This window comes from Nocardioides sp., assembly GCF_035697785.1.
GTDB lineage: Bacteria > Actinomycetota > Actinomycetes > Propionibacteriales > Nocardioidaceae > Nocardioides_B.
The window spans coordinates 45,426-67,506 of the sequence record NZ_DASSCL010000067.1 but is presented as its reverse complement, the minus strand read 5'-3'; the positions used below and the strand labels follow the sequence as shown (position 1 = coordinate 67,506).

At 72.1% G+C, this 22,081-nt stretch carries 18 protein-coding genes and 1 pseudogene; 12 read left to right on the top strand and 7 right to left on the bottom strand.

Annotation, left to right across the window (positions count from 1 at the left end):
- The first annotated feature begins 325 nt into the window (after positions 1-325).
- The 3 genes from VFH10_RS07080 (at position 326) to VFH10_RS07070 (ending at position 2,047) form a co-directional block, all read left to right on the top strand.
- Positions 326-916 carry a DUF5994 family protein gene (locus VFH10_RS07080; RefSeq protein WP_325127338.1) on the top strand — a complete coding sequence of 197 codons (591 nt, stop codon included), beginning with the start codon at positions 326-328 and terminating at the stop codon, positions 914-916.
- Positions 913-1,122, top strand: a complete 210-nt coding sequence (locus VFH10_RS07075; protein ID WP_325127336.1) for a hypothetical protein — start codon at positions 913-915, stop codon at positions 1,120-1,122. The genes VFH10_RS07080 and VFH10_RS07075 overlap by 4 nt, the downstream gene beginning before the upstream one ends.
- Before the next feature lie 409 nt (positions 1,123-1,531).
- Positions 1,532-2,047, top strand: a complete 516-nt coding sequence (locus VFH10_RS07070; protein WP_325127334.1) for a glycine cleavage system protein R — start codon at positions 1,532-1,534, stop codon at positions 2,045-2,047.
- 24 nt (positions 2,048-2,071) lie between these two features.
- Here VFH10_RS07070 and VFH10_RS07065 read toward each other — a convergent pair whose 3' ends face one another.
- Complete coding sequence (locus VFH10_RS07065) at positions 2,072-2,806, bottom strand: VOC family protein (protein ID WP_325127332.1); 735 nt, start codon at positions 2,804-2,806, stop codon at positions 2,072-2,074.
- 119 nt (positions 2,807-2,925) lie between these two features.
- On the bottom strand, positions 2,926-3,897 hold the full coding sequence (locus tag VFH10_RS07060) for an ArsR family transcriptional regulator (RefSeq protein WP_325127330.1): 972 nt from the start codon (positions 3,895-3,897) through the stop codon (positions 2,926-2,928).
- Between the two features lie 124 nt (positions 3,898-4,021).
- On the opposite strand from VFH10_RS07060, the pseudogene VFH10_RS07055 reads away from it, so the two are divergent.
- Positions 4,022-5,101, top strand: a pseudogene (locus tag VFH10_RS07055) (MFS transporter); the annotation flags it as partial.
- Positions 5,102-5,150: 49 nt separating this feature from the next.
- Here the strand turns inward: VFH10_RS07055 and VFH10_RS07050 are convergent.
- Positions 5,151-5,921 carry a DinB family protein gene (locus VFH10_RS07050; protein WP_325127328.1) on the bottom strand — a complete coding sequence of 257 codons (771 nt, stop codon included), beginning with the start codon at positions 5,919-5,921 and terminating at the stop codon, positions 5,151-5,153.
- A gap of 56 nt (positions 5,922-5,977) precedes the next feature.
- Between VFH10_RS07050 and nhaA the strand changes: the two genes are divergently transcribed.
- Positions 5,978-7,843 carry a Na+/H+ antiporter NhaA gene (gene nhaA / locus VFH10_RS07045; RefSeq protein ID WP_325127351.1) on the top strand — a complete coding sequence of 622 codons (1,866 nt, stop codon included), beginning with the start codon at positions 5,978-5,980 and terminating at the stop codon, positions 7,841-7,843.
- Here nhaA and VFH10_RS07040 read toward each other — a convergent pair.
- A complete protein-coding gene (locus tag VFH10_RS07040; protein WP_325127326.1) occupies positions 7,840-9,330 on the bottom strand; it encodes a hypothetical protein in 1,491 nt (496 codons plus the stop codon). The two genes, nhaA and VFH10_RS07040, sit on opposite strands and share 4 nt — an antisense overlap.
- Positions 9,331-9,524: 194 nt before the next feature.
- Positions 9,525-10,448 carry a transglycosylase SLT domain-containing protein gene (locus tag VFH10_RS07035; RefSeq protein WP_325127324.1) on the bottom strand — a complete coding sequence of 308 codons (924 nt, stop codon included), beginning with the start codon at positions 10,446-10,448 and terminating at the stop codon, positions 9,525-9,527.
- A 117-nt stretch (positions 10,449-10,565) separates the two neighbouring features.
- On the opposite strand from VFH10_RS07035, the gene VFH10_RS07030 reads away from it, so the two are divergent.
- Positions 10,566-10,700 (top strand): hypothetical protein, encoded by a 135-nt coding sequence (locus VFH10_RS07030; protein ID WP_325127322.1) that lies wholly within the window; start codon positions 10,566-10,568, stop codon positions 10,698-10,700.
- Between the two features lie 155 nt (positions 10,701-10,855).
- Here VFH10_RS07030 and VFH10_RS07025 read toward each other — a convergent pair whose 3' ends face one another.
- Positions 10,856-13,396, bottom strand: a complete 2,541-nt coding sequence (locus tag VFH10_RS07025) for a sensor domain-containing protein (protein WP_325127320.1) — start codon at positions 13,394-13,396, stop codon at positions 10,856-10,858.
- 75 nt (positions 13,397-13,471) lie between these two features.
- A complete protein-coding gene (locus VFH10_RS07020) occupies positions 13,472-15,148 on the bottom strand; it encodes a dolichyl-phosphate-mannose--protein mannosyltransferase (RefSeq protein ID WP_325127318.1) in 1,677 nt (558 codons plus the stop codon).
- Positions 15,149-15,197: 49 nt separating this feature from the next.
- Between VFH10_RS07020 and rsmI the strand changes: the two genes are divergently transcribed.
- The 6 genes from rsmI (at position 15,198) to VFH10_RS06990 (ending at position 22,021) form a co-directional block, all read left to right on the top strand.
- Complete coding sequence (gene rsmI, locus VFH10_RS07015) at positions 15,198-16,052, top strand: 16S rRNA (cytidine(1402)-2'-O)-methyltransferase (protein WP_325127316.1); 855 nt, start codon at positions 15,198-15,200, stop codon at positions 16,050-16,052.
- The gene (locus tag VFH10_RS07010; RefSeq protein WP_325127314.1) at positions 16,049-16,882 is read left to right on the top strand and encodes a TatD family hydrolase; all 834 of its coding nucleotides are present in this window, start codon (positions 16,049-16,051) and stop codon (positions 16,880-16,882) included. The genes rsmI and VFH10_RS07010 overlap by 4 nt, the downstream gene beginning before the upstream one ends.
- A gap of 351 nt (positions 16,883-17,233) precedes the next feature.
- Complete coding sequence (locus VFH10_RS07005) at positions 17,234-18,379, top strand: transglycosylase family protein (protein ID WP_325127312.1); 1,146 nt, start codon at positions 17,234-17,236, stop codon at positions 18,377-18,379.
- Positions 18,380-18,426: 47 nt separating this feature from the next.
- Entirely contained in the window at positions 18,427-19,290 is an 864-nt protein-coding gene (gene rsmA, locus VFH10_RS07000) for a 16S rRNA (adenine(1518)-N(6)/adenine(1519)-N(6))-dimethyltransferase RsmA (protein ID WP_325127349.1), read from the top strand.
- Complete coding sequence (locus VFH10_RS06995; RefSeq protein ID WP_325127310.1) at positions 19,287-20,204, top strand: 4-(cytidine 5'-diphospho)-2-C-methyl-D-erythritol kinase; 918 nt, start codon at positions 19,287-19,289, stop codon at positions 20,202-20,204. Before rsmA ends, VFH10_RS06995 begins: the two co-directional genes overlap by 4 nt.
- An 11-nt stretch (positions 20,205-20,215) precedes the next feature.
- Entirely contained in the window at positions 20,216-22,021 is a 1,806-nt protein-coding gene (locus VFH10_RS06990; protein WP_325127308.1) for an ABC-F family ATP-binding cassette domain-containing protein, read from the top strand.
- Positions 22,022-22,081: the final 60 nt, after the last annotated feature.

Sequence of the window (22,081 nt, the reverse complement as noted above, 5' to 3'; positions counted from 1 at the left end):
TTTCGGTCGGTGGGGTAGAGACCCGGGGCACGGGTGAGACTCATCGCCGTCGGCCCGACGACCCCCACATCGAACAGGGCGTCCCGGAGGCAGCCGGTGTCTAGGCACGGTCCGGAACTCGTGCGTGGGCGGAGTAGGTTCGTGGTGGAACGCCCTTCAGTGGACGTGTGCGGGCACTACGCGCGCACCGTTCGCCACTGACGGGCGTTCCGCGCTTCGGTGATGTGCGCACGACACTCGGAGTGCTCGCGTACGCTTCAGATGCCGGACCGTCGAGTTGCCTCTGCAGGCCAACCCTCATCGCCGGCGGAAGGGGAGACGTCCGATGACGTCCCACGCTCCGCCCAGCTCGGCCGCCGGTTCTCAGGTGGCGCTACGCCTACCCTTGCGGCTCACGCTGTCCCCCTCGCCGGACCGGTCACCTCTCGGAGGAGCCTGGTGGCCGCAGACGCACGACCTCGACCTCGAGCTCGCAGACCTCGTCGATGACTTCCCGGATCACCTGGGAAACGTCTATCGAGCGCTCTACTCGAGACCAGACTGGACCAGTCGACCGCGGACCGTGGTGACCGCGCGGCGGCGGATCAAGACCGGCTTCTTCCCTCGGGACGACACGCATCTGCTGTTGCTGAGCATGTCCACGCGCAGGTCGATCCGGCTGCTCGTCGTACCCGCCGAGCATCCAGCGGCCGAACGAGCCATCAGCTGGGCGGCGGACCCGTTCAACCGCCTGACGGGTGCACAGATTCTGGCGAGGTGTGTGACTTCCGAGCACGACGACCACGAGATCACCGAGCAGTGGAACGACACCGGCGGCAACTGGTGGCAAGGTTCCCGCGCACCCTCCTTCCGCGGCGACCCGGCGGACCCGGCCACGGCCGATCCCTGGGAGGGTGCGCGAAGGGCCGGCACGTGAGTATCGACTTCGAGGAGTCCATGGGCGTCTTCCGAGGCACCGGCATCTCCGGTCGGGAGTGGCGGATCTCGCGCACCGTGACCGGTTGGCGTCTCGAGTTCACCGACCCCGGGGACCTCACCGCCACGTTCGCCGGTGTGCACGGCACCTTGTCCGCCGCCAAGGCCGAGGCGGACACCCCGGCAGCAACCCGCCGACGGCGCTAGCTAGCGGTTCGACATCGGGTTCTCGATCATGTCCAGCATCCTCAGCTCGTGCTGCAGCTTGCTGGCCACGGGGAGCTGCAGGTGCTCCAACGACCGCACATAGGCGCGTAGGGCCGACCTCAGGTTGAGCAGACCTTCCCTGCTGTGGCCGCCGTTCGGAGGAGTCCGCTCACACAGGCGGTCGCGCGCGACGCGAAGCCGGCGAGCGGCCGCCGCCAGTGGGAGAGGCTGGTCCCAGGGCGGAGACGGCGGTCGTGCGCTGAGCGTCAAGAGTGGCCTACCTTCTGGCGGCACTCTCAACCTCCCGGGATGGGGATGTCCGAGCGCATGGCCAGGCTACTCCTGCGATGGAGGCGCGGATTCCGGCGCCGACGGACGCCCGCGCCCTGGGTCTCGTAGCCTGCGTGGCATGGCCACCTTCATCCTCACGGTGATCGGCGACGACCGGCCCGGGCTTGTGTCAGCCCTGTCGGCCCCGATCAGTGCGCACCAGGCGAGCTGGGAGCGCAGCCAGATGTCGCGGCTGGCGGGCAAGTTCGCCGGGATCGTGCTGGTGACCGTCGCCGACGAACGGTACGACGCCCTGACCTCGGAGCTCGCGGCCCTGGAGGCCGAGGGTCTGCGCGTCGGCCTCCAGCGGACGGACGAGCCCGTCGAGCGCGAGTCGGTGCGACTGCACCTCGAGCTGCTCGGGGCGGACCACCCCGGCATCGTGGCCGAGCTCTCGGCCTCGCTCGCAGCTCGTGGCGTGAGCATCGAGGAGCTCACCACCGACGTCCGTGAGGCCCCGATGGCCGGCGGGATGCTGTTCGAGGCCCGCGCCGCGCTCACCGCTCCATCGACGACCGATGTCGAGGAGCTGGGGTCGATGCTCGAGGGGCTGGCCGACGAGCTCATGGTCGAGATCCGGCTCTCGGAGGACTGACCCGCCCCCGGGCCGACGTCCGGGTCAGCGCGGGGTCAGCACGCAGAACTCGTTACCGTCGGGATCGGCCATCACGACCCAGTCGACCTCGCCCTGGCCGATGTCGATTCGAGTCGCGCCGAGGGAGACCAGGCGGTCCACCTCGGCACGCTGGTCGCCGTCGACCGGGGGAGCGATGTCGAGGTGCAACCGGTTCTTCCCCGTCTTCGGTGCCACGGGCGGACCGCCCCAGGAGATCTTCGAGCCGCCGTGCGGCGACTGGATCGCGGTCTCCTGGTCCTGGTCCCAGACCAACGGCCAGCCCAGGGCCTCACTCCAGAAGTAGCCGACCCGCTGCGAACCGTCGCAGTTCACGGCTCCGATCCGGTCGGTGTCGGCGAGGAAGCTGTTGCCCGGCTCGATGACGCAGAACTCGTTGCCCTCGGGGTCGGCGAGCACGACATGCTCGTCGTCCGGTGTCTGACCGATGTCGATGTGCCGGCCGCCGAGCTCGAGCGCCTTGGCCACCGTCTGCTGCTGGTCCTCGAGCGAGGTGCTGGTCAGGTCGAAGTGAATCTGGTTCTGGCCGACCTTCCGCGCCTCGGTCGGAAGAAACCGGATCCGGAAGCCGCTGGCACCGCTCGGCGGGAGCGCGATGCCGTGTGGCGGGTTTTCGACCACCTCGCGGCCGAGCAGTCCCGCCCAGAACCGCGCGAGCCCACGCGGGTCGTTGGCGTCGAAGCTGACCGCGTGCAGGTGAGAAGTCATCTGGTCCGGCATCTCCGATTCTCTTGCGTCCAGCGCCGGCGGACGAACCTCCCGGCCCGTCGAGGTGAGCCACGCTAGGACGCTCGACGACCGGGACGCAACGCGATTTGCGCGACGACCGGACCGCGCGGCTAGGGGTCGCCGGGGCCGCCCGCCGCGACCAGGGCGTCGCCGAGGGCGGTGCGCCAGTAGAGGACCTCGCGGCCGGAGCGTCGACGCAGGACGAGTCCCGCGTCCAGGAGCACCCGGAGGTGACCCCCGACGGTGCCGAGCGGGAGACCCGTCGTGGCGACCAGGTGAGAGGTGCTGGTGGGGTGGGCGAGGCCGTCGAGGACGGTCGCTCGGTTCGGTCCGAGCAGGCGGGAGAGTCCGTTGGGTGCTTCCCCGTCGATCTGGGCGAGTGCCCCGGTGACGGGGTAGTAGACGGCGTAGCGATGGGGGATGTCCCAGCCGACCCAGCTGCCACGCGCGTGCACCGGGATGAAGAACAGGTCCGCGTCCGGGTCGAGCTTGCGCGAGGGCAGGTCGTAGCGGTTGATCCGAAGCTGGCCGTCCCCGACCCACTCGCGGTCACGGCCGAGATCGTGCAGGACGGCGGCCCATCCCTGGGTGGCGAGCCGGCTGGTGCGCGAGACGATGTCGGCCTTCAGCACCCGCTCACGGCGGGCCCAGTCGGCGGCGACCGTGTGCGACCACACCCAGCTGACGAGCTCGATGGCGTGCTCGACCACGCCCGGCTCGCGCAGGACCGGCGGCAGCGGGCGACCTTGCGCGACGTCGCTGAGGTCGGCGCGGACCGCATCGTCCCCGCGGGCGCGGAGCAGCTCGACCTGGTCGGCGAAGGCCATGTCCGGCCCGCGGGGCGGGAGGCACAGGAAGTCGGCGATCCAGCCCGGCCGCCAGGCGAGGTCAAGGATGGCCCGTCGAGCCGGGTGCTGGTCGAGCATCGAGGTGAAGGCCTCGCGGTGTCCGGCCGCGAGTGCACGTTCGGCGGCGTCCGCGGGGGCGGTCAGGGCGCCGAGAGTCGCCGTCACCTCCGCCGCCGGCGAGACCACGAAGCGACTGCGCGCCAGCAGGTCTGCCGGTATCCGCCACGTGCCCACGTTTCGCCTCCATCCGAAACATTAACGCTGGAGCTGCCGCGCCCGCCAGGGTGTGCTGGTGAAGACGTACCGCCAGCTTTTCGCCGTCACCGAGTTCCGTGTGCTGTTCCTGTCGCAGTGCCTCATGGTGATGTCCGGGTCGGTGGCCAGTTTGGCTCTCGGCACGATCATGTTCGCGGCGACCGGATCGCCACTCCTCACCGGGCTGAGCATGTTCGGCGGACCGTTGGTGCGACTCCTCGGGTCGTCGTTCCTGCTGGCCCTGTCCGACACGCTCCGCCCGCGACAGGCGATGGTCCTGGTCGAGGCGACCATCGTCGTCGCGAGCCTGCTGCAGGCCGTCCCGGACCTGTCCTGGGGGTGGCGGTTCGCGCTCATCGCCGTCCCCTGGCTGGTGATGTCGGCCACCGCCGGCAGCGCCATCGCGCTGATGTCGGACATCCTGCCTTCCGACGCGTTCGTGCTGGGCAGGTCCACGTTGAACACCGCGGTCGGGGTGATGCAGATCGTCGGGTTCGGGCTGGGCGGCGCGCTCGTCCTGGTGCTGCCACCCTCCGGCCTGTTCATCGGCTCGGCCGCGGCCGCCTTCCTGTCGTTGCTGCTGGTCCGGTTCGGGCTGGCCGACCACCCGCCACGCGCCACGGCGGGCGGAGTCGTGCGACGCACCCGTGAGGTCAACCGGGCCCTGATCGGCTCCCCGGTCCTGCGCCCGGTCTACCTGTGCCTGTGGGTGCCCAACGGCATCATCGTCGGCTGCGAGGCCCTGTTCGTGCCGTACGCCGGCGACCGCGCGGGGTGGCTGTTCGCCGCGGGGGCCGCCGGGATGATGCTCGGCGACGTCGTCGTCGGCCGCTTCCTGCCCGTGCACGTCCGGGAGCGCCTGGTGGGACCGCTGCGCGTCATGCTGGCGCTGCCGTACCTCGCCGTCGTGACGGAGCCCTCCGTCGCGGTCCTGTGTGCGCTGACCTTCGTGGCCTCGGTGGGGTTCGCCGCAAGCCTCCCACTGCAGGAACGCCTGATCGCGCACACGGACCCCAGCCGGCGTGGCCAGGTGCTCGGTCTCAACAGCACCGGACTGATGGTGATGCAGGGCGTCGGCGCCGTCATCGGCGGTGGCCTCGCCCAGACGCTGGGCCGGGGCACGACCGGAGTCGCCTGGACGATCGCGATCCTGGCTGCCGTGTCCCTCGCCGTGACGGCCTCCCTCACCCGCGGTCTGCGGCGCTCCGGACCCGGTGCCTCTGCGGAGCTCGTCAGCGCGACGTCAGGGCGTCCAGGTCCCGCTCGGCGAACTGCCGGTGGTACCACTCCTCGTTCAGGACGACCAGCAGGCACTCGCGCACCGGAAAGCTCTCCGCGGGCGGCCAGCCGGCGCCCGCCACCGGCTCGGTGTGACCGTCCAGGGACTCGTCGGTGAGGCCGTCGATGAACGTGCGCACGGTCGCCATCCGGTCGCGGCGCAGGGCCAGCACCTCGTCGAGCGACGGTCGGGCCCGCCGGTCCCGCGGGACGCCTGGCGTGTCGGGCATCTCGTCCCAGGGCAGGTCGAGGGGGCTCCAGGGCGACGGATCGCCGAGGAGGGCGCGACGTACCCAGGCGTCGGTGGCGAACACCAGGTGCCGCAGGGTCTCGATGAACGACCACTCGCCCGCCACGGACTGGTGCAGGACCTCAGGCTCGAGGCGGCGAGCCCGCTCGACCGTGGCGTCCCACCGTCGCTCGACCAGGCTCCACGCCTCTCGGAACCCGGCGGGGTCGGTGGGGCGCATCTTGACCCGATCGGGGTCGCGCCGGTCGAGCTCCGCCTCGACGAGCGGGCCGATGTCGACGCCGTTGACCACGACGTTCCGGACCTCGGCGTCGATCCGTACGTCGACCAGCTCGACTCCGCTCATCACCACCCCGCTCATGTCGACCCCGCGGAACGTGGCGCGGGAGAGGTCGGCGGCACGGAACTCGGCGCCGGTCAGGTCGACCCGCTCGAAGCGAGACCCCCGCAGGTCCTCCTCGACGAAGTCGGCCATGGCCGGACCCTAGGCACCCCTCTGCTCGCCCGTCCACTACCGTCGCTCACGTGGCGATGCGCGATCTGGTGGCGGAGTCCCGTCCCGGGTCGGCACGCACGGCGTTGGTCGCCCAGCTCTCCACACCGTTGCGCCAGTTCCTGGCGACGGAGTCCGGCAGCGCCGGGGCGCTGCTGGTCGCTGCCCTGCTGGGCCTCGCCTGGGCGAACTCACCGTGGTCCGGCGGCTACGAGGCCCTGTGGGCAACGGTCGCCAGTGTGCAGATCGGCGACGCCGTCCTCGCCATGGACCTGGGCCACTGGGTCAACGACGGGCTGATGGCGCTCTTCTTCTTCGTCATCGGTCTCGAGGTCCGGCGGGAGCTGTCGGTGGGGGAGCTCACCGACCGACGACGGGTGCGGCTGCCGCTGGTCGCGGGCGCGGCCGGGATGGTCGTGCCGGCACTGGTGTACCTGATGGTCAGTCCCGCGGGCGAGGCCCAGAACGGCTGGGGCATCGTCATCGGCACCGACACCGCGTTCATGCTCGGGGCCCTCGCCGTGGTGGGTCCACGGTTCTCCACGCAGCTGCGGATCTTCCTGCTCACGCTCACCGTGATCGACGACATCGTCGCGGTCCTGGTGATCGGCGTCGTCTACTCCGACAGCCTCCGGCTCGGCTGGCTCGTCCTGGCCCTCGTCAGCCTGGCCGCGCTCCCGCTCCTCGACCGGGTCGAGGCCTGGCGCGCATCGCCGTACGTCGTGGTCATCCTGGTGCTGTGGCTGGCGACGGTCCAGGCCGGGCTGCACAGCTCGATCGCCGGCATGCTGGGCGGCCTCCTGATCGCGGCCCGGGCTCCCCGGCGGGAGTCGGTGGAGGGCGCGGCCCGCCGGTTCCGGGCCTTCCGTCAGTCCCCGATGGTCGACCTCGGTCGCTCGGCGAGCCAGAGCCTGGCGCGGGTGATCTCGGTGAACGAGCGGCTGCAGTCGGTCCTGCACCCGTGGACCAGCTACCTGATCGTCCCGCTGTTCGCGTTCGCCAACGCGGGCGTGGACCTGCGCAACGGTGTCCTGGCCGACGCGCTGGCCTCCCCGGTGACCTGGGGGGTGATCCTCGGCCTCACCCTCGGCAAGCCGCTGGGCATCATGGGCAGCGTCCTGCTGGGCTCCCGCTGGGGAGTCGGACGGCTGCCGCAGGGAGTCGGTCTCGGGCACGTCACCGGAGGCGCCGCGCTCTCCGGGATCGGGTTCACCGTCGCGCTGCTCATCACCGGTCTCGCGTTCGACGACCCTGAGCTGCGGGACCAGGCCACCGTCGGCGTACTCCTCTCGGCCGTTCTCGCCACCGCGCTCGGCTGGGCCGCGTTCGTCGCCGGCAAGCTGTTCCGCGACGAGGGCGACGCTGACCTGCCGCGCACCCTGGACCGTCCCGTGGACCCGGCCGTCGACCACATCCGGGGTCGGGTCGACGCCCCGCTGACGCTGGTGGAGTACGGCGACTTCGAATGCCCCTTCTGCGCCCGCGCCACCGGCGTGACCAGAGAGCTCCGGGAACGGTTCGGCGACGAGCTGCGCTACGTCTTCCGGCACCTGCCGTTGCCGGATGTCCACGCGCAGGCGGAGCTGGCCGGGCGAGCGGCCCTCGCCGCCGACCGTCAGCAGCGGTTCTGGGACATGCATGACGTCCTGTTCGCGCATCAGGACGAGCTCGAGCTGGAGGACCTGATCGGCTACGCCGCGGAGCTGGGCCTCGACGTCGAGCGCTTCGTGCGGGATCTCGACGAGGACGAGATCCAGGCCCGCATCCGGGCGGACGTCGCCAGCGCGGAGGCCAGCGGTGCCCGTGGCACTCCGACGTTCTTCGTCAACGGTCGCCGACACGTCGGGCCCTACGACGCCTCGACGCTGGCCCGGGAGCTGCGCGCCGAGGGCGTGACTCCCTAGGGGCTCGGCTCGGTCGACGCGGCGTCCGCGACCGGTGGGGCCGGGTCACTCGGTGCCGGGGTCTCGGAGGGTGTGGTCTGGCAAGGATCCGCGACCGGGTCCCCGGGTGCCGGGGTCTCGGCGGACGGCTCGGCGCCGGCCGACTCGGATGGGGTCGCCGAGGGCGTTGGGCACTCCGGTTCGGCGGGCGTGCTCGGCGTCGGGTCCGGGGTCGGGTCCGGGGTCGGGTCCGGCTTCGGGTCCGGGGTCGGGTCGGGCTTCGGGTCCGGGGTCGGATCGGGCTTCGTGCCCGGGTCGGGCTCGGGGTCCTTGGCCGGCGGTGTCTGGTCGCCGGTCTTGGCCGGCTCGTTGGTGCCGGTCTCCGTGGGAGCCGACTGGCTTGGGCTGCTGCTCGCCGGTGCGGCCGCGGGACCGGAGGCTGCCGGCTTCGCCGGGCTGGACGTCGGGGCGGAGGACGGTCCCGGGGCCGAGGCGGGTGCCGTGCTCGGGCCGGCGCTCGGACGGGGTGCCTTGTCGCCCCGGTCCTTGCCGTCCGGATCGTCCGTGCCCTCGGTGCCGGTGTCCGTGCTGCCGTCGTCGGTGCCGTCCTCGTCCTCGTCGGTCTTCGAGTCGTCGTCCTTCAGGGCGCGGGCCTTGACGGTGCGCGCCGTGGAGACGTCGACCGCCTTGGTCACCTCGTCGTACTGGACGGCGGTGAGCTGGAGCGGCGGGGGCTCGGCGAGGTCGAGCTCGAGTCCCTGGGCGTCGAAGGCGCTCTTCCAGGCCAGCACGAGGCGCACGTACGACGACGAGTGGTTGTAGGCGAAGACGGCTTGGCGCACGCCCTCCTCGGTGGACAGGTCGGTCCCGCCGACGCAGAGGTACACCATGGCCGCCCCGGCGGCGTCCTCGATGTCCTGGGGGTTCCGCTCTCCGTCGGCGTCGAGGTCGACGCCCGCGAGCCGCCAGCTGCTCGGGATGAACTGCATCGGTCCGACGGCCCGGTCCCACTGCTTGTTCTGGTCCCACTGCCCCGCGTCGGTGTCCGGGATCGCGGCGAAGCCCCCCGAGCCGTCGAGGACCGGTCCGAGCACGGGCGTGACCGGCCGATGGTCGGCGTCCAGCCGGTAGCCGGCCAGGTTGCCGGACTCGACCTGACCGATCGCTGCCAGCAGCGACACGTCGAGGTTGCACGACTTGGGGGCGACCAGGGCGGCCAGCTGGTAGGCCTCGAGCACCACGTCGGCGACCACGACAGGGCCGACCGTCCGGTTCGGGGTGAGGGCGTGGGCGGGGCGTCCGACGGTCGCGGCCCGTCCTCGTCGCACCAGGATGGGCGCGGCGTCCGCCGCCGACGACGCGACGCTCACCGCGATCGGCGTGGGCTCGGCCGCGTCGCCGAGCGCAGGCTCGGGAGCCACCGCGGCCACCGGCCCGAGGCTCGGCGAGCCCGGCACCCACCAGACGAGCGTGGTGCACAGCAGCCCAGCGAGAGTGCGACGAAGCATTCGAAGGGAGTGAGCTGTGCCCCCGTCGACGCCAAGGATCCGTGCCACTTGTTGGCCCCCCCAACGAGTCGATCCGGCTACCCAACCACCCTCTCCGGCGGACGGCGACACTGGCAAGACCCGATCGGGGGATGACTTGCGTCGTTTCGCATGGTCCGTGCGAACGGTTCGGGCTAGTCCCATGGGTTTCGTCCTCAGGACTCCGGCAGCAGGACGGCACGCGTCCTCGGGTAGCCGACCGGGAGCACGTAGGTGCCCCGGGCGTGGCGGTACAGCACCCTCCAGTGCCAGTAGCCGAGGTACGCCGTGGCGGATCGTCGGATCGCTCGGGCGTAGTCGCTGACCGCCCGCACGTAGCTGTCGGAGGGGTTGTAGTGGTACAGCGCCTCGGCCATGTCGCGCGGTGCGCCGTTGGCCCGGAGCAGCCGGGCTGCGGCCAGGATCGCGTCCCGCGGGTCGTTGATGTCGCCGCCGGCGCCGTACAGCTGCCAGGTCGCGGGCAGGAACTGCATCGGCCCTCGGGCCCCCGCCGTGCTGGTGCCGCGGATCCGGCCCATGCGGGTCTCGACGAGGTGGATCGCGGCCAGGTAGCTCCAGTGCACCCCGATCCGACGCTGCGCGAGCCGGTAGTGGGCGCGCAGGCGCTCCGGCGCGGGAGGGGCGAAGATGCGCCAGCGCGGGAGGCTGCGCTGCGGGGTTGTCATCGCCGAGAGCACGCGGGCCGCGCGCACCCCCGCCCGGGTGACGAACGCGGTCTCGCCGTCCAGGCGGGCCAGCACGTTGCGACGGAACCGCTCCGGCTCGCCGGCGAGGTTGCGCACCGCGACCTGCTGCAGCTCTCCGGCCGCCCGCTGGTCGGCCTCGGTGGCGTCCGGGTCCCGGAGCGTCCGCGCGGCGAGGTCGAGCTCCTCGGCCAGCGCCGCCGGTCCCGTCGACGGGACCTCCGGCACGCGGGCCGCCCTTCGCTCGGGCTCGGGAGTGGCGGAGTCCTCCCGCTGCGATGCCGAGGGACTCGTGCCGCCCGCCGCGTCGGAGCCGGTCTCGGGGCTCGTGCCCGACGTGCACGACAGCACGAGGGGGACCACCAGGGTGAGGACCGCCGCCCGCAGCTGCCGCATGTATCTGTCCTACACCCTCCGCCGGCGGTCCCGGCCGGGGCGCCTCGCCGCCCGGCATGGGGCGCAGCCCCTGTTTTGGGGGTTTGAGGACGAGGCCGGACAGGGAACGGTGGAGTCATGCTCCGCGACATCCTGTACCTGGTGACCCTGGTCGGGATCGCGGCCGGAGCGGCGCTCGCCGCACCCGAGCACTCCGAGCGGCCGCGGCCCGAGTGGCACGTGCAGGTGTGCGCCGAGTACGACGTGTGCTGAGCCGACACCTGTCGAGGCGCGTCGGTCGATCCACCCAGAGCGCGCGGCTCCCTGGGGCGATCTCCCCGTTCCCGTGGTGAGTTCCCCGCGGGAACGAGGCGATTACCACGGGACCGTGGTAATCGGCCCCCGCCGAACGGTCGCGCGGGGCAGCGTCAGGCGGGCATGAACGGCGCCCAGGTCTCCAGCATCTTGGGCACCATGTCGCCGGCGATCGGGCGCGCGAAGTAGTAGCCCTGCGCGTGGTCGCAGCCGAGCGCGGCCACCCGGCCGTGCTGCGCGGCGTTCTCGACCCCTTCGGCGCAGACCTTCATGTCGAAGGCCCGGCCGAGGCCGATGACGGCCTGGATGACCGCCTCGCCCTTCTGCTCGTCGGTGAGGAAGGAGCGGTCGATCTTGAGCATGTCGACGACCGGGAAGCGCTGCAGGTAGCTCAGCGAGCTGTAGCCGGTGCCGAAGTCGTCGAGCATCAGCGTGACGCCGGAGTCACGCAGTCGGGTGAGCACCTCCTCGGTGCCGTGCCCCTCCTCGACGAGCACCGACTCGGTGATCTCCAGCCCGAGGAGGGCCGGGTCGAGCTCGGCGAGCTCCAGGGTGCGCATCACGTCGTCGTAGAAGGTCCGCGAGCGGATCTCGTGGCCGCTGACGTTCACCCGTACGCCGGTCGGGGCGATGCCCTGCCAGGTCGCCGCGTCGAGGGAGGCCTTGCGGAGGATCTGGGACCCGAGCTCGCCGATGAGGCCGGTCTCCTCCGCCACCGGGATGAACACGTCCGGTGAGACCGCCGTGCCCGAGGGGGTGGTCCACCGGGCCAGCGCCTCCAGCGCCGCGATCCGGCCGGTCGCGAGGCTGATGATCGGCTGGTAGGCGATGTCGAGGCCCTTGCCCCGCAGGGTGCTCCGCAGCTCCCCGGCCGTGTTCAGCCGACCCACCACCTCGCCCCGCATCGCTTCGTCGAAGATGCGGTAGGTGCCGGGTCGGTCCCTCTTGGCGCGATACATGGCGATGTCAGCCTCTCCCAGGATTCCAGTCGTGCTTCCCGCTCCGCCGGCCGCAACGGCCACTCCCACGCTGGCGGAGAAGTTGATGGTTCGACCGGCCAGGTCGAAGTCGGTGCTGCAGGCGGCCAGGACCGCCTCGGCCAGGAACGCGGCCTCGTCGTCGGTGCGCACGTCCTCGCAGAGGACCACGAACTCGTCGCCACCCAGCCGGGCAACAGTGTCGCCCGGTCGGGCTGCTTCGGTCAGGCGAATGCCCACCTCCACGAGAAGCTGGTCGCCGGTGCTGTGGCCGAGCGAGTCGTTGACGACCTTGAAGTCGTCGAGGTCGAGCAGCAGGACGGCGAGCAGGGTGCCGCCGCGGTCGGCACGGGCCAGGGCGTGCTCGATCCGGTCCAGCACCAGAGCCCGGTTGGGCAGGCCCGTCAACGGATCGTGCAGGGCCTGGTGCTGCAGGGCGTCCTCGAGCTCCGAGCGGCGTACCGCCGCGCCGAGCAGAGCGGCCACGGACTCGACGAAGGCGATGTCCGCACCGGTCCAGTCGCGCGGCTCCGCGCCCACGGCCTCGACGACCCCCCAGGCGCCGTCCGAGCCCGGCACCGGCGAGCTCAGGGCGCTGCCGGTGACGGGGGCCTCGGTGGTCGCGTGGAACCGCTCGTCCGTCGTCAGGTCGGCGGAGGTGGTCGTGCGGTCCTGGGTCACCGCGGCGCCCGACACGGTCGCCGGGTCGATCCTGCTGCTGAGTCCGTCCGCCGCCGGATCGGTGGTGCTGACCGTCACGAAGTGGTGACGGTCCAGGGATCGCTGCATGACGCCGCATCGCAGTCCGGGAAAGCGCGAGTGCAGCAGGCTCACCGTCTGGTCCATCAGTGCGTGGACGGGCTCGGTCACGGCGAGCCGGCTCAGCTCGGCGATCCGGCGCTGCTCCTGCAGCCGCCGGCCAAGGTCACGTTCGGCCGCGATCCGGGCGCGCAGGTCCCGCTGGACGGTTGCCAGCGCCAGCGGTTCTCCGGTGGACCGGCTGGTGACGAGGAACGAGTTGACGCTGACCGGGATCGACTCGCCGGTGCCGAAGTGGTGCAGCTCGCTCTCACCCTGCCAGTAGCCCCGGGTCCGCACCGCCTCCTCCACCTCCTGGGACTTCGCCCGTCCGGTCTCGGTGAAGTAGTCGTCGGTGGGTCGGCCCAGGGCCTGGTCGTGAGGGCCGAGGCCGACGAGCTCGCGTCCCGCGGCGTTGAGGTAGGTGACCGTGCCGTCGGGCTCGGCCATCGCGATGAAGTCGGCGGACAGCTCGACGAGGGCCGCGAGCTTCTCCAGCTCCTCGCGGCGCGCGGCGAGGTCCTGGGCGACGGTCTCGTCGTCGTAGGTGAACACGGCGACGGCGCCTCCACCGGCGACCGGGCGGGCCTCGAACGCCCAGTCCTGGTCCTGGAGCGAGACGTCCGTGCCGGCGGGCTCGCCGTCCATCGCCCGTGCGATGCACGCGACGAGCGGGTCCGGCAGGTCGAGGTCGGTGTAGTGGTGACCAACGATCACCGCGGGGGTCAGCCCGAGCCGGTCGAGCAGCGGCCCGCGGAGGTCGGCCACGGTGCCGTCCGCTGCGAAGCGACTGAGCACCACGGGTGCGTGCGCGCCCACCATGGCCAGGGCGACCTCGACCGGCGCGGCGGCATCGTCTCCGAGGGGAGTGGAGGGCACCCAGCCAGCCTGAGGCACGCGTACCCCCCTCGCAACGAGTTCACGGACTTCGGACAGGGGAGCCGTGGACGCTTATCAGATCCACTGCCTGAACCAGATGCGCTCCAGCCACTCGGGCGTGGTGATCAGCTCCCCGGTGTAGATCGGCCAGAACCAGGCGAAGTTGACGACAACGAGGACCACGAATGCCCCGACCACCCCGGTGCCCCACATCCGGCGGTTCGCGGAGGCTCGGGGCCCGCCCAGGACGGTGCCGAGCAGCAGCGTCAGCCCGATGATCATGAAGGGCAGGATCGACACCGCGTAGTAGGAGAAGATCGGCCGGTCGTCGTAGCGGAACCAGGGCAGCCAGGTGGAGGCGACGCCCACGACGACCAGGCCGTAGCGCCAGTCCCGACGGGCGATCCAGGCGTACACCGAGTAGACGAGCGCGGCGGTCGCGCCCCACCACAGCACCGGTGTGCCGAGCAACAGCACCTGGCGCAGGCACGTGCTGGTCGGAGCCGCGTCACAGCCCTGGGTGCCGGGCTGGACGTCGAGGTCGGCCAGCATCCCGACCGGGCGGTTCACGACCAGCCACCACTGCGGCTTGGACTGGTAGCTGTGTGTCGCGTCGTTGAGGAACTGCGTGTGGAACGTGTAGACGTCCTGGTGGTAGTTCCACAGCGAGCGCAGCGACTGCCACAGCTCGGGGAGGAAGCCGGTGGCGTCCTGCTCGATGTAGCTGCCCCAGTAGGCGCCGTACTGCGTGTTGGAGAGCGTCCGTTCGTACTCCTCAGCGTGCAGCAGCCAGCCGGTCCACGACGCGACGTACACGACCAGCGCGACGACGACGAGGTAGCCGAACGCCGGCAGCGCGTCGGCCACGAACGAGCGGAGCCGCGAGTTGCGTACGCCGAGCGCGCGGCGCGCCCCCGCGTCCCACATCCACACCAGCAGCCCGAACGCCGCGAGCGGGAACAGCGCGTTCCACTTCGTGGCGCACGCCAGTCCGAAGGCGAGGCCGGCGGCCAGCCGCCACGGCCGCCAGAGCAGGCCGCGCACCGGCCCCCAGTCCGACGCCGACGTGCGGTAGCCGGAGGGGACGAGCCGCGCCATCCGCAGCCGGCCCCAGTCGCGGTCGGCCACCAGGCAGCCGACCGCGCAGAGCAGGAAGAACGCCAGGAAGATGTCGAGCAGGGCCGACCGGGACATCACGAAGTGCAGGCCGTCGAACGTCAGCAGCACGCCGGCGGTGCAGCCGAGCAGGGTGGACCCGGTGAGCCGGCGGACCAGCCGGATCAGCACCAGGACCATGAGGGTGCCGACGATCGCCGCGGAGAACCGCCAGCCGAAGGAGTCCAGGCCGAACAGCTGCTCGCCGAGCGCGATCACCCACTTCCCGGCCTCCGGGTGCACCACCATGCTCGGGTCGTCCCTCATGAGCCCCGTGGTGCGGCCGGCGATGATCGACTTGTCGGCGCCGACGACGTAGTCGGTGACGTAGCCGTGCTTCAGCAGCGACCATGCGTCCTTGGCGTAGTAGGTCTCGTCGAAGAGGAACCTGTTGGGCGAACCGAGGTCCCACAGCCTCAGGAACCCGGCGAGCACGGTGACCGCCGCTGTCGCGCCCCAGCCGGAGCCGTGCCCGTCCCGGTGCAGAGGCGGCACCAGGCGCCGGCGGGCGCTGGGCACGGGGCGGCCGTCGGCGGTGCGGGACAGACCCATCGTGCGGCCGCCCGCGTCGTGCGGGGCCTCGTGGGTGACGGTCACCGGGCAACTCTAGACACGCCCGGGACAGCAGGCTGGGAGGATCGGCCCCGTGAACACCACCGACCGCGCACCCGGCGTCCTCGTGCTCGCGGCCACCCCCATCGGCAGGTCCGCCGATGCCCCGCCCCGGCTGGCCGAGGAGCTCGCGACCGCGGACGTCGTGGCGGCCGAGGACACCCGACGGCTGAGGCGGCTGGCCGCCGACCTCGGCGTCACCGTCACCGGCCGGGTGGTCTCCTACTTCGAGGGCAACGAGGCGGCCCGGACCGGCAGCCTGGTCGAGGCGATGGAGTCCGGCGACCGGGTGCTGCTCGTGACCGACGCCGGTATGCCATCCGTGTCGGACCCCGGCTATCGGCTCGTCGCCGCCGCCGTCGAGCACGGCCTGCACGTGACGGCAGTGCCCGGCCCGTCGGCGGTGCTCACCGCGCTCGCCGTGTCGGGGCTGCCGGTGGACCGGTTCTGCTTCGAGGGGTTCCTGCCCCGCAAGGCCGGGGAGCGGTCGCGGCGGCTGGCCGGGCTAGCCGACGAGCAGCGCACGATGGTGTTCTTCGAGGCGCCGCACCGGACCGAGGCGGCGCTGGCGGCGATGGCCACCGCCTTCGGTGACGACCGAGCTGCCGCCGTGTGCCGTGAGCTCACCAAGACCCATGAGGAGGTACGCCGGGGCGGGGTGGCGGAGCTGGCCGCCTGGGCCGCCGACGGCGTGCGCGGTGAGGTGACGATCGTGGTGGCGGGGTCCGTCGGCGGTTCCGACGTACCGACCGACCCGGCGTCCCTCGCGGCCCTGGTCGCGGAGGCGGAGCAGGACGGTCTGCCTCGCAAGGACGCGATCCGCGACGTGGCCCGGCGTGCGGGGCTGCCCAAGCGCGAGGTGTACGACGCGGTACACAAGTCGCCATGACCCACCGCCCACCCGCACCCGAGGCACTGCCGCACCCGGTGGTGGACAACCACTGCCACCTCGACATCACCCGCGACGGCGACACCGCGCTGCCCACGGAGGAGGCGCTCGCGGCCGCGGCGGCCGTCGGCGTCACCCGGATCGTCCAGATCGGCTGCGACCTGCCCGGCGCCCGCTGGGCCGTCGAGGCGGCCAACGACCACGCCGCGATCGTCGCCGGGGTGGCCCTGCACCCCAACGAGGCGCCGCGGCTCGCCGCCGCCGGCCGGCTCGACGAGGCCCTCGACGAGGTTGAGGCACTGGCGGCGTCGAGTGACCGGGTCCGGGCCGTGGGGGAGACAGGGCTCGACTACTACCGCACCGGCGACGACGGGCGGGCCGCTCAGCACGAGTCGTTCCGCCGGCACATCGACGTCGCCAAGCGGCTCGACCGCACCCTGGTCATCCACGACCGGGACGCGCACGACGACATCCTGCGGATCCTCGACGAGGAGGGCGCGCCGGACCGCTTCGTCATGCACTGCTTCTCCGGCGACGCCGACTTCGCGAAGGCCTGTCTCGACCGCGGCGGGTGGCTGTCGTTCGCGGGCACAGTGACGTTCAAGAACGCCGAGCTGCTGCGCGAGGCGCTCCGGGTGACCCCGCGGGACCGGGTGCTGGTCGAGACCGACGCGCCGTACCTCACCCCGATGCCGTACCGCGGCCGGCCGAACGCTTCCTACTTGGTGCCGCTGACGATGCGGTCGATGGCAGCCACCCGAGGCGAGGACCTGGCGGAGCTCTGCGCCGCGGTCGACGCCAACACCGAGGCCGCGTTCGGCCGGTGGTGAGGGGTCTCGCCGGGCTGGACCACGCTCGGCACTGTTGTATGCAACAGGCGGAGCCGCTGGTCTGATCCGGGTGATTCGCACCACCTGCGCCGGGGTAAATCCTCCCCAACGGCACGATCCCGGCTTGGTGCTCGGGCCCACTGCCGTTATCGTCTTGAGACTGTTGGCCGGGAGCGGGGAAGTTCTCGGGCGGCATCCGGGGCCCACACAGCGACCTGGCGGTGCAATTGCCGCCGAGGTGAGGTGCGGGCCATTGCGTTGTATGACCGCGGTACCAGGCCCACAGGTCGGTCCCGCACGCGCGTCGGAGTGTCGCCCCCGTGGCCCGGGGAGCACCACCATTGGAGAAACGTGCGGAATCGCATCGCACTGCTGACCAGGAGCAAGTCCGCCCTCGCCGTCCTCGTCACGGCCGTCACGCTGGCCGTCGCGGCCACCGGTGTCGGGTACGCCGCGATGAGCAAGACAGTGACCCTGTCGCTCGACGGCCGGGAGACCGAGGTCCGCGTGCTCGGTGACACCGTGGCCGACGTCCTCGAGAGCCAGGACATCAGCGTCGGAGAGCGCGACGTCGTCGCCCCCGGCCTGGACTCCACCGTGAGCGACGGGAGCAACGTCGCGGTGAAGTTCGCCCGACCGCTCGACGTCAACCTCGACGGCGAGGAGTCCCGCTACTGGGTCACCGCCACCGACGTGTCCTCCGCGCTCGACCAGGTGGGGATCCGCGTCGCGGCCGCCGACCTGTCGGTCAGCCGTGGTGCCCCGATCGGTCGTGACGGTCTCGACCTCGACGTGGTGACCCCCAAGAAGCTCACGGTCCGCCTGGCGGGCGACAAGCCGGCCAAGAAGACCCTCACCGCGCTGACGGTGGGGCAGGCGCTCGACGAGCTGGGTGTGGACGTCGACAAGCACGACAAGGTCCGGCCCAAGCTGGGCGCCACCCTCGAGGACGGCGACCGCGTGGTCTTCACCAACGTGCGCAAGGTGACCAAGAAGGTCACCGAGGCCGTCTCCCACGACACCGTGGAGCGCACCGACTCCTCGATGTTCGACGACGAGTCCGAGACCGTCCGCGCGGGCCGCGACGGCACCCGCCGCGTCGTCTACAAGATCACCCTCGAGAACGGCAAGGTCGCCTCGCGCAAGGCCGTCGAGACGACCGTGCTGCGCAAGCCGGTCGCCGCGGTCGTCCGCGTCGGCACCAAGGAGCGTCCGGTCGAGGCCCCCGCCGCGCCGAACTACGCCGGTGGCAGCACCGTGTGGGACCAGATCGCCAACTGCGAGTCCGGCGGCAACTGGGCCATCAACACCGGCAACGGCTACTACGGCGGACTGCAGTTCTCGCTGAGCACGTGGCGCGCCTACGGCGGTCCGGGCTACCCGCACCAGCAGAGCCGCGAGACCCAGATCGCGATCGCGACCAAGGTGCGCGACGCCAACGGCGGCGGTTACGGCTCCTGGCCGCACTGCTCGCAGCAGCTCGGCCTGCCCCAGTAGGTCCCCGCCTGGCGACGGATAGTGTCGCCCGCGTGGGCGACGACGACATGACCTCCGCCGGTCCGAGGCTCCTCGGGCCGGCGGAGGTCCGTTCGCTCGCGGCCGCGCTCGACCTGCGACCGACCAAGCAGCGCGGGCAGAACTTCGTCATCGACGCCAACACCGTGCGTCGGATCGTGCGTGCCTCCGGCGTCGGCCTCGACGACGTGGTCGTCGAGGTCGGGCCGGGCCTGGGCTCGCTCACGCTGGCCCTCCTCGACGAGGTACGCCGGGTGGTGGCGATCGAGATCGACCCGGTGCTCGCCGCCGCGCTCCCGGACACCATCGCCGACCGGGCACCGCACCATCTGGACCGCTTCGAGGTCGTCGCCGCCGACGCCCTCCGGGTCACCGAGGTGCCGGGACCGCCACCCACCGCCCTGGTCGCGAACCTGCCCTACAACGTGTCGGTCCCGGTGCTGCTGCACCTAATGGCGCTGCTGCCGTCGCTGCGCCGCGGGCTCGTCATGGTCCAGTCCGAGGTCGCCGACCGGCTCGCCGCCGCGCCCGGGTCGCGCACCTACGGTGTTCCGTCGGTCAAGGCCGCATGGTTCGCCGAGGTGCGCAGGGCCGGCGCGGTCAGCCGCTCGGTCTTCTGGCCGGCCCCCAACGTCGACTCCGGCCTGGTGGCCTGGGAGCACCGCGACCCGCCCCCGGTCTCGGTCTCCCGCGAGGAGGTGTTCGCGGTCGTCGATGCCGCGTTCGCCCAGCGTCGCAAGACGCTGCGCTCGACGCTGAAGCGCATGGCCGGCTCCGCCGCTGCCGCCGAGGCGGCACTCGCCCACGCCGGGATCGACCCGCAGCAGCGCGGCGAGCAGCTCCGGGTGGAGGACTTCGCGCGGATCGCCGAGGGTCTGGCGGCCGCGAGGTGAGGGCGTCCTGGGTGCGGGCGTCCGCCCCGGCCAAGATCAACCTCCATCTGGGCGTCGGGCCGGTGCGACCGGACGGCTACCACCCGCTGGCGACGGTCTACCAGGCCGTCGGGCTGCTCGACGAGGTCACCGTGAGTCCTGCTGACACCTGGTCGGTCACCGTCGCGGGGGACGAGCGGCTGGCGCTCTCCGACGTACCAGCGGACGGGTCCAACATCGCCGTCCGCGCCGCCCAGCTGCTCGCCGAGCACGCCGGGGTGAAGACCGCCCTCGACATCCGGATCGACAAGGGCATCCCGGTCGCGGGCGGGATGGCCGGCGGCAGTGCCGACGCCGCGGCCGCGCTCGTCGCCGCCGACGCGTTGTGGGAGCTGTCGACCCCGCGCGAGGAGCTGATGGGCCTGGCCGCCGAGCTCGGCAGCGACGTGCCGTTCGCCCTCGTCGGCGGCACCGCCGTCGGCACCGGGCGCGGTGAGGTCGTGGTGCCGGCGATGGTGCGTGGCGACTACTGGTGGGTGGTGGCGCTGTCGGGCCAGGGACTGTCCACCCCGGCGGTCTACGGTGAGTTCGACGTGATCTCCGAGGAGCTCGGGCTCGACGACCCGGAGATCCCCGACGAGCTCATGGAGGCGCTGCGCGCACACGACCTGGAGAAGCTCGCCCTGTCGCTGCACAACGACCTCGAGCCGGCCGCGCTGCGGCTCCGGCCGGCCCTGTCCGACGTGCTCGCCGCCGGCATCGAGGAGACCGCTCTCGCGGCGCTGCTCTCCGGGTCCGGGCCCAGCTGCCTGTTCCTGTGCTCCTCGCGCGACCACGCCCAGCAGGTCGGCTACGGCCTGCGCAGCTCCGGCCGCGGACCGGTGACGATCGCCGAGGGCCCGGTCGGCGGCGCGCGCGTCGAGATGGTCGGCTAAGGCGTGCCCTGATGGCGAACCTGGTCAGCCTCGAGCGGGTGCACAAGGCCTACGGCGTCCGGCCGCTCCTCAACGACGTCAGCATCGGCGTCGGCGCCGGCGAGCGCATCGGCGTCGTGGGCCGCAACGGCGACGGCAAGACCACGCTGCTGCGCGTGCTCGCCGGCCTGGAGGGGCCCGACGAGGGGCGGGTGGCCCGCAACCGCGGGCTGCGGCTGGGCTTCCTGACGCAGGGCGACGACCTCGACCCCGGCACGACGGTGCGGCAGGCCGTCCTCGGGGACCGCGCGGACCACGAGTGGGCCGCGGACGCGACGACGCGGGAGACGGTCGAGGTGCTGCTCGCCGGGGTGGCCCTGGACCGTTCGGTCGACGGTCTCTCCGGCGGCGAACGTCGACGGTGCTCGCTGGCCCGGCTGCTCCTCGGCGACCACGACCTGGTCGTCCTCGACGAGCCCACCAACCACCTCGACGTCGAGGCGGTGGCGTGGCTCGCCCGGCACCTGCTCCGGCGTACCCCCAACGGCATGGGGCTGGTGGTCGTCACCCACGACCGCTGGTTCCTCGACGCGGTCTGCGAGCGGACCTGGGAGGTGCACGACGGCGTCGTCGACGTGTACGACGGCGGCTACGCGGCGTTCGTGCTCGCCAAGGCGGAACGGCAGCGGCAGGCGGCGGCCTCGGAGACGCGGCGGCAGAACCTGATGCGCAAGGAGCTCGCCTGGCTGCGCCGCGGGGCGCCCGCGCGGACCAGCAAGCCGAAGTTCCGCATCGACGCGGCGACCGCGCTGATCGAGGACGAGCCGCCGCCTCGCGACCGGCTGGCCCTCCAGCAGTTCGCGACCCAGCGGCTCGGCAAGGACGTCGTCGACCTCGAGGACGTCGACCTCGTGCGCGGCGAGCGGACGCTGCTCTCGCACGCCACGTGGCGGCTAGGGCCCGGCGACCGGGTCGGCCTGGTCGGCGTGAACGGCGCTGGCAAGACCTCCGTGCTGCGGCTGGTCGCCGGCGAGTTGGCGCCGACCGCCGGCCGCGTCCGGCGCGGCCGCACCGTCGCCCTGGAGCACCTGACCCAGGCGCTCGACCAGATCGACCCCGAGGAGCGGGTGCTGCCGTCGGTCGAGCGGATCAAGCGGGTTACCCGGGTCGCCCCTGGCGGAGCCGGGAGTGGGCGGGGCGGCGAGGTCACGGCGACGTCGATGCTGGAGCGGTTCGGTTTCACGGGCGACCGGCTGACCGCCCGGGTCGGCGACCTCTCCGGCGGCGAGCGGCGGCGGTTCCAGCTGCTGCGGCTGCTGCTCTCGGAGCCGAACGTGCTGTTGCTCGACGAGCCGACCAACGACCTCGACATCGAGACCCTGAACGTCCTGGAGGACTTCCTCGACGGGTGGCCCGGGACGCTCGTGGTGGTCTCCCACGACAGGTACTTCCTCGAGCGGGTGTGTGACTCGGTCTGGGCCCTCCTCGACGACGGGAAGATCTCGATGCTGCCCCGCGGCGTCGACGAGTACCTCGAGCGACGCGAGGCCGCGCTGGCCGCCGCCGTACTGCAGGCGTCGTCGGCCGAGACGACAGCCTCTCCCGCTTCACCCGCGGCGTCCACCCAGGAGATTCGCGAAGCCCGCAAGGCGATCGCTCGCATCGAGAAGCAGCTGGCCCGAGTCTCCGAACGTGAGAGCGCGCTGCACGCGGAGCTGGCCGAGCATGCCGCCGACTACGAGAAGCTGGCCGAGCTCGACTCGGCGCTGCGCGCGGTGACCGCCGAGAAGGAGGCACTCGAGGAGGAGTGGCTCGAGGCGGCTGCCGTCCTGGAGTGAACAACGATTCGTCTGCGAGATATGGGGTGATTCACGCAGGTGGATCGCAGACGAATCGTT

Excerpts from the sequence above, each read along its gene's own strand:
- VFH10_RS07080 (WP_325127338.1), top strand. The coding sequence starts at position 326 with ATGACGTCCCACGCTCCGCCCAGCTCGGCCGCCGGTTCTCAGGTGGCG.
- VFH10_RS07070 (WP_325127334.1), top strand. The coding sequence starts at position 1,532 with ATGGCCACCTTCATCCTCACGGTGATCGGCGACGACCGGCCCGGGCTT.
- VFH10_RS07065 (WP_325127332.1), bottom strand. The coding sequence starts at position 2,806 with ATGCCGGACCAGATGACTTCTCACCTGCACGCGGTCAGCTTCGACGCC.
- VFH10_RS07050 (WP_325127328.1), bottom strand. The coding sequence starts at position 5,921 with ATGGCCGACTTCGTCGAGGAGGACCTGCGGGGGTCTCGCTTCGAGCGG.
- nhaA (WP_325127351.1), top strand. The coding sequence starts at position 5,978 with ATGCGCGATCTGGTGGCGGAGTCCCGTCCCGGGTCGGCACGCACGGCG.
- VFH10_RS07040 (WP_325127326.1), bottom strand. The coding sequence starts at position 9,330 with ATGCTTCGTCGCACTCTCGCTGGGCTGCTGTGCACCACGCTCGTCTGG.
- VFH10_RS07035 (WP_325127324.1), bottom strand. The coding sequence starts at position 10,448 with ATGCGGCAGCTGCGGGCGGCGGTCCTCACCCTGGTGGTCCCCCTCGTG.
- VFH10_RS07030 (WP_325127322.1), top strand. The coding sequence starts at position 10,566 with ATGCTCCGCGACATCCTGTACCTGGTGACCCTGGTCGGGATCGCGGCC.
- VFH10_RS07010 (WP_325127314.1), top strand. The coding sequence starts at position 16,049 with ATGACCCACCGCCCACCCGCACCCGAGGCACTGCCGCACCCGGTGGTG.
- rsmA (WP_325127349.1), top strand. The coding sequence starts at position 18,427 with ATGACCTCCGCCGGTCCGAGGCTCCTCGGGCCGGCGGAGGTCCGTTCG.
- VFH10_RS06990 (WP_325127308.1), top strand. The coding sequence starts at position 20,216 with ATGGCGAACCTGGTCAGCCTCGAGCGGGTGCACAAGGCCTACGGCGTC.